Here is a 5,634-nt window from a genome sequence, read left to right as displayed (position 1 = left end):
AAAAGATTATTTTTATTCTAAAAAAGATTATTTTAATTCTAAAAAAGATTATTTTTATTCTAAAAAAGATTATTTTAATTCTAAAAAAGATTATTTTAATTCTAAAAAAGATTATTATTAATTGCTTTTTAAAAATAGTTTTTTTTAAAATATTTGGGAATTTTATTTTAAAAATAATGGGCTCTTTTTGAACTTATTAGTTATTGCCTATTTGTACTTGTTTTTTAAGGAGTCCTTAATGTATCTTTTTATGTACTTGTCAAGTTCAGGGTTAAACTCGCTGGTTTCACTTCCAAGTTTGCTTTTGTCAGTGAATGTTCCTTTTAAAGTTCTTCCAGTCCATTTTACCTCTTCTTCTACCCTTTTTCCATATTTTGTTCCAAACATTTTAAACAGAGGGAATTTGGTTATTCCATTAGCTCCGCTTAATATGAGGATTCCTATGTTTGCAAGATTGTCTGTCCAGGTTCCGCAAATGATTTCAAGTTCTGGAAATTCAAGTCTTATTCTTGACACAATTCTTGCATAGTATAATGATGCAGGTTGTGAGCTGTTAGCATATATTGTTTCAGGATGAGGATTTAATGAGTAGAATATTACTCTGTCAATTTTATGATCTCTTATGTATTGAATTAGGTATTCAACATCTTCATAAGTTTCTCCAAGGCCTAAAATTATAGTGATTGCCTTTTTAAACCCTAAATCTCCTGCCTTATCCAACATGTCACTTATATCATCAAGAGATTTGGATGGACAAACTTCCTTTTGAAATTCAGGATTTGCAGTTTCAACAGCTCCTGTAATTCCCTTAATTTCAGAGCCGTATTCTTCCAATTCATCTGTAATTCCTGTGTTTAGCCAAACTCCATCTCCAGTAATTGTTTTAATATTTTCAGCTATTGACTTGATTTCGGATGTTGTGAATGATTTGTATCCTCCAGATAAAAATTCAATGTTCCATCCAAGGCGACTGCACATTTCAGCTTCCGCTAAGATGTTTTGAACTCTTCTTTTAGCCTTGGAAGGATCTTTGATCTTTTCCTTCTGGGTACTCATATAACAGAATTTACAGTCTCCCTTGTCACACCACCATGATAAAAAAACAGCTCTTTCAAGGCTTATTTCTGTATAGCCCTTTTTTAGGCTAAGTGCGTTGGCCTTATTGATTTGTTCCAATATTTCTATGCTATTTATATCATTCATGGTATCACTTTTATAAGTTTATAAATCCTAAATATTTTATCTTTTTTAAACAATATTCTTTTTATTATTAATTATTTAAAAAATTTAAGGTTTTTCTTTTATCTGTTACTTTCTTCCAATTGTTTTTTAATATTTTTAAAAATATTTTACTAGTCTTCCAATTGTTTTTTAATTCTTTCAAAAATATTTTACTAGTCTTCCAATTGTTTTTTAAATCTTTCAAAAATATTTTACTAGGTAAACTTTTTATAGTAAAAAAATCATAGTATAGTTATCGATTTTTCTAGATTTTTTCAATTTTCATATAGGGTTTTTCTAAATCGAAAACTTTATATAGTATGTAAATCAACATATTATTACTGTATTCTTACAGTACATTTGTAAAACTATGATTTGCAAGCATGGGTTGTTTTGCCGTCGTAGCTCAGTAGGTAGAGCGTTCGGCTGTTAACCGATTGGTCACAGGTTCGAGCCCTGTCGACGGCGTTTTTGGGCCCATAGCTTAGCCAGGTAGAGCGCTCGGCTCATAACCGGGATGTCATGGGTTCGAATCCCATTGGGCCCATTGCATAATCTAGTTTTATTGCATTCGTATTTTTTTGCTCCGATGGTGTAGTCCGGCCAATCATTTCGGCCTTTCGAGCCGAAGACTCGGGTTCGAATCCCGGTCGGAGCATTTTTTATATTTGAAAGATTATAGGGATCTCCTTCCCTCAATTAATTTGCGAGGGTGTCCGAGCGGCCAAAGGAGACAGGCTTAGGACCTGTTGACGCAGGTCTACCAGGGTTCGAATCCCTGCTCTCGCATAATCTTTTATTTTTTTATTATTTTTTTTGATTGTTTTTCATTTGCCGGGGTAGGGTAGGTGGTCATCCTACAGGACTGTGGATCCTGTGACTCGGGTTCGAATCTCGGCCCCGGCCCCATTTTTAAACTTTTTTTCTTATTTTAACTTTAATTACTAATTTTAGGCTTTTTGGTTTTTGTGTTTTTATTTTAATTGCTGTTTTTAGGCTTTTTGGTTTTTGTGTTTTTATTTTAATTGCTGATTTTAAATATTTGTTCATAAATTCTTTTTTTAATTACACTTGAAATTGAGCTTATTAGTTTTCAAATGCTCTCACCATAGTTTAATATAAATTAACTTAAAAAGTATAATATGTATTATAAACTGATTTTAGTTTATATGTTTGGTTACATTCTTGAATTTTAGATTATAAATTGCCAATAGGATCTATTTATAATCTAAAATTTTATTCTTATAATTTATTTTTTGTTTATTTTATCAATGTGGGTTTTAATATGGCTAAAAAAGGTTCAGCTGAGGAAAGAGATTTAGTTCATAAACTGTGGGATAGGAAATTTGCTGCTATGAGAGCTCCAGCATCTGGTGGAGCTACAAAAAGACCATTGCCTGATGTTTTGGCAGGAAATGGTAAGATTTATCTGGCTATTGAGGTAAAAACTACAACAAAGGATAAAATTTATATTGATTATCCTCAAATTGATGCATTGGTTGAATTTTCTGACATGTTTGGAGCTACTCCTTATCTTGGAATGAAATTCAAATATACTAAATGGCTTTTTTTAGCTCCTGAAAACATTGAAAAAACTAGAAATGGAAATTATAAAATAGAAAAGGATTATTGTATGGAAAAGGCATTGGAACTTGATGAAATCTGTGGATTTGATAAACAGGTTAAATTTTAATTCTTTTTAGTTTATTTTTAGTTTATTTTTTAGTTTTTTTTAGTCATTTTTACTTTATTTTTAGTTTATTTTTAGTTTATTTTTAGTTTATTTTTAGTTTATTTTTACTTTATTATTAGTTAATTTTTAACCCTTATCTTCACTTATTTTTTAAAATCAATAAGTTTATATACCATTAAAACATATTTTATATTACTGTATATTAGATGCCAAGATAGCTTAGAGGCGAAGCGGTTGGCTGCAGACCAATTACACGGGAGTTCAAATCTCTCTCTTGGCTCTTAATTAGTTAAATTTTAACTAATTATTTGGGGTTATGGTGTAACCTGGCATCATCTGGGACTCCAGTTGTCTTTGAAGAAATACGCGTAGTCTGATAATCAGTATCATTGGTTATGTGATGACCAATTGGAGTACTGAGGCAAGAGAAATCCCAGGATCGGGGTTCAAATCCCTGTGACCCCATTTTTTCTACTATTTTTCTTAATTTTATTTCAATTTAATTATTTTTAGACTATTTTTTCTATTTTTGTCTCCTTTTTAGTTAATTTTATTTACTCATTAAATAATTTTTTTTACTAATTAAACAAATTTTTATTTACTCATTAAATAAATTTTTTTTACTAATTAAACAAATTTTTTTACTCATTAAATAAATTTTTTTTACTAATTAAACAAAATTTTTATTTACTCATTAAACAAAATTTTATTTAAGATTAAAAATATGTTTTTTATTAATTTCCTAATTTTTAAATTATTATTTTCTATTCAAGCTTTATTGGTGTTCATATGGAAAAAATTAAAAATGTTTATTGTATTGAAGGGTTTATGGCGGATTCTAACTATTATTTAATTGATAATACTGAATCTGATGATGAATATAACTATATTTTGGTTGATACCGGCACTGGTCAAAGTAATGATCATTTATTATCAAATCTTCAAAAAATAGGACTGTCCACTGATGATATAGATTTAATTGTAAATACTCACTGTCATTATGATCATGTTGGAGGAAATGTATTTTTCCCAAATACTAAAGTGGCTATTCATAAAATAGATGCCCTGGCTTTAAAAGATCCTGACAGTGAATTAACAGTTTCTTCATTATTTGGTTCAATTGTTCAAAGACATGATGTTGATATTGAACTTGAAGAAGGGGATAAGATAGCTGGTTTTGAAGTAATAAACACTCCAGGACACACTTCCGGAGGAATATCTCTATGGGATGGTGAAATTTTAATCTGTGGAGACACTATCTTTGCAAATGGAGGTATTGGCAGGATGGATATTGGAGGTAATCCTCAGGATATGAAAGAATCTTTAACAAGATTAAAGGAATTGGATGTTGTGTATTTGCTTCCCGGTCATGGGCCTTGGGTTAAAAATGGAAAACAGCATATTGCAATGTCCTGTTTAAATTTTAATATTGTTTAATTTTGTTTTTTAAGATTCAAAATATTTTTTTAATTAATTAATCCTTAAATGTCTTTGAATTTAATTAATTAAAGTTTAAACAAATAACTTGTAAAATAAGTATTTAAAATAATAAAAATATTCAAAATATTTTTTTTTAATTAATTAGCCTCAAATATCTTTTTGAATTTAATTAATTCAAGTTTTAAAAAAGTGCGTAAATAAGTAATTTAAAATAATAAAAATAGAAAAAGTGGTTTTTCAAATAAAAAAACTTAGGGTGTAAATAAGTATATTAGTGGGAGTTTTAAAATTATCCGAATAGTCCTCCGGCACTCATGAATTTTTTCTCTACCTTTTCAAAGGCATTCCTTTTAACAAGAACGGATATTTTGTCCCCATTGCTTAAAATGTCATCAGGTTGAGGAATTTCTAGTTTGTGGTCCTTGTTTTTTGAAATGATTATATAATCCTTTGTCGGTGAAAATTCTGATATTCTCTTTCCAAAGACTTTAGGGTTTTTAATTGTCATATCCAATATTTCAGCATTTCCTGCACCAAATGTCATTAAATCCACTACATTTGGTCTTGTAATGTATTTTTCCAAAAATCCTGCTGCAGTTCTTTCAGGGCTGATTACCTTATCAATTCCCACTTTTTTAAATGCCTCTTCGTGGTCCGGATTACTTACCCTTGCAATCAATTTGCATTCGGAATATTCTTTTACTAAAATACAGGACAATAAGTTTGATTCGTCATTACCGGTACTTGCTACAAAGAAATTAGCTTCATCTATATTTGCTTCTTCCAAAGTCTTGGTATCTGTACCGTTTCCACAAATAATCATTGCATCTAATTCTTCAGATGCATGTGAACATAATGCTTCATCACTTTCAATAATTGTAACATCATAACCATGTGTTATTAAAAGATCTGCTAATGAAAGGCCTACGCGGCCCCCTCCCATAATCACAATATACATAATATAACACCTATAAAAATTAATATTAGATATTGTCTTAATATCTCATTTTATATTTATAAATCTTTGCATATTGGGGGGAATGTTTTTATATTTTAAAACAATTCATATCAGTTTATTTGCTAAAATAAGCTTATTTTGCTCTTTAAAAATTTTTAATAAAATATTTTTTTAAAAAGGGAATTCTAATTTTTATATACCTATTTATAACTAAAATCCTATTTTTTTAAATGGGAATTCTAATTTTTATATGCTTATTTAAAACTTAAATCCTATTTTTTTAAATGGGAATTCTAATTTTTATATGCTTATTTAAAACTTA

General features: G+C 29.0%; 5 protein-coding genes and 7 tRNA genes. 9 read left to right on the top strand and 3 right to left on the bottom strand.

Annotated elements, in window-relative coordinates; genetic code table 11:
• Positions 1-207: 207 nt before the first annotated feature.
• Entirely contained in the window at positions 208-1,203 is a 996-nt protein-coding gene (locus Q0138_RS03415; protein WP_297980933.1) for a radical SAM protein, read from the bottom strand.
• A gap of 413 nt (positions 1,204-1,616) precedes the next feature.
• Between Q0138_RS03415 and Q0138_RS03410 the strand changes: the two genes are divergently transcribed.
• The 5 genes from Q0138_RS03410 to Q0138_RS03390 all read left to right on the top strand — a co-directional run bounded on the left by Q0138_RS03410 (position 1,617) and on the right by Q0138_RS03390 (position 2,130).
• Positions 1,617-1,689, top strand: a tRNA-Asn gene (locus Q0138_RS03410).
• Between the two features lie 5 nt (positions 1,690-1,694).
• Positions 1,695-1,768, top strand: a tRNA-Ile gene (locus tag Q0138_RS03405).
• 36 nt (positions 1,769-1,804) lie between these two features.
• A tRNA-Glu gene (locus Q0138_RS03400) sits at positions 1,805-1,879 on the top strand.
• A 48-nt stretch (positions 1,880-1,927) separates the two neighbouring features.
• Positions 1,928-2,010, top strand: a tRNA-Leu gene (locus Q0138_RS03395).
• A gap of 44 nt (positions 2,011-2,054) precedes the next feature.
• Positions 2,055-2,130, top strand: a tRNA-His gene (locus tag Q0138_RS03390).
• Between the two features lie 3 nt (positions 2,131-2,133).
• Here Q0138_RS03390 and Q0138_RS03385 read toward each other — a convergent pair.
• Positions 2,134-2,271 carry a hypothetical protein gene (locus tag Q0138_RS03385; RefSeq protein ID WP_297980931.1) on the bottom strand — a complete coding sequence of 46 codons (138 nt, stop codon included), beginning with the start codon at positions 2,269-2,271 and terminating at the stop codon, positions 2,134-2,136.
• A 235-nt stretch (positions 2,272-2,506) separates the two neighbouring features.
• Here Q0138_RS03385 and hjc point away from each other — a divergent pair, with 235 nt between their 5' ends.
• The 4 genes from hjc to Q0138_RS03365 all read left to right on the top strand — a co-directional run bounded on the left by hjc (position 2,507) and on the right by Q0138_RS03365 (position 4,351).
• Positions 2,507-2,914, top strand: coding sequence for a Holliday junction resolvase Hjc (hjc, locus tag Q0138_RS03380; protein ID WP_297980928.1), 408 nt, complete (start codon positions 2,507-2,509; stop codon positions 2,912-2,914).
• Between the two features lie 208 nt (positions 2,915-3,122).
• Positions 3,123-3,194: transfer RNA gene (locus Q0138_RS03375), tRNA-Cys, on the top strand.
• 30 nt (positions 3,195-3,224) lie between these two features.
• Positions 3,225-3,379, top strand: a tRNA-Trp gene (locus Q0138_RS03370).
• A gap of 324 nt (positions 3,380-3,703) precedes the next feature.
• Positions 3,704-4,351 carry an MBL fold metallo-hydrolase gene (locus Q0138_RS03365; protein WP_297980926.1) on the top strand — a complete coding sequence of 216 codons (648 nt, stop codon included), beginning with the start codon at positions 3,704-3,706 and terminating at the stop codon, positions 4,349-4,351.
• Between the two features lie 292 nt (positions 4,352-4,643).
• Here Q0138_RS03365 and Q0138_RS03360 read toward each other — a convergent pair whose 3' ends face one another.
• Entirely contained in the window at positions 4,644-5,312 is a 669-nt protein-coding gene (locus Q0138_RS03360; protein WP_297980924.1) for a TrkA family potassium uptake protein, read from the bottom strand.
• Positions 5,313-5,634: the final 322 nt, after the last annotated feature.

Origin of the sequence: uncultured Methanobrevibacter sp., assembly GCF_937906425.1 — an archaeon.
Lineage (GTDB): Archaea > Methanobacteriota > Methanobacteria > Methanobacteriales > Methanobacteriaceae > Methanobrevibacter.
Note: the sequence above shows the minus strand (reverse complement) of the source record. Positions and strands in the feature narration are given on the sequence as shown.